Below are 622 nucleotides of genomic sequence, written 5' to 3' on the forward strand. Positions count from 1 at the left end.
CCTTCGGCATCCTGCCCGGCCGCGCCGATTTCCTGACCTCGCTGCCCGCCTCGGTGCTGCGCTGGCGCGACGCGGGCGGTGCGCTGCACTTCTGCGCCCTGCGCGCGGGTCTGCTGACGGTGCGCGACGGAACCCATGTCGCCGTGGCCTGTCGCGAGGGCATTCTCGGCGACGATCTCGCGGCGCTGACGGCCAAGGTCGCGAGCCTGCGCAGCGACGAGGCCGACGCCGACCGCCGCGCGCGGGTCGAGCAGCTGCGGTTGCATTCGCAGGCGGTGCGCCAGCTCATGCGCTACCTGCGTCCGGGGCAGTCGAACGGCTTCGCGCATCCGCCCAAGCTCGACGCCGGACCGGGAGCCGAGGGCCGATGAGCCGCCGCCACGATCCCCGCGACGACACTGCCGATGCCGCCCGCCGCGAGGCGGCGCGCGAGACGCTCGCCCATGACGACCCCGAACCCTCGCTCGGCGCGCGGCTCGGGCAGATCGGTATCCTGGGCTGGGCCATCGTGGTGCCGACGCTGCTGGGCGTGCTGCTGGGCCGGCTTGCCGACCGGACCTTCGACACGGGCGTGTTCTTCACCGCCCCCGCGATCATGATCGGCGCGGCCATCGGCCTGCAC

The 622-nt window shown here is 74.1% G+C and carries 2 protein-coding genes; both read left to right on the forward strand.

Going from position 1 to position 622, the window contains the following annotated elements; translation table 11 throughout:
- Positions 1-371, forward strand: a 371-nt coding sequence (locus HC022_RS28285; protein WP_167454569.1) for a F0F1 ATP synthase subunit epsilon, incomplete at its 5' end; no start/stop codon positions are given.
- Positions 368-622, forward strand: a 255-nt coding sequence (locus HC022_RS28290) for an AtpZ/AtpI family protein (protein ID WP_167454570.1), incomplete at its 3' end; no start/stop codon positions are given. The genes HC022_RS28285 and HC022_RS28290, both read left to right, overlap by 4 nt.

Origin of the sequence: Salipiger sp. HF18, from assembly GCF_011806505.1 — a bacterium.
Classification (GTDB): domain Bacteria; phylum Pseudomonadota; class Alphaproteobacteria; order Rhodobacterales; family Rhodobacteraceae; genus Salipiger; species Salipiger thiooxidans.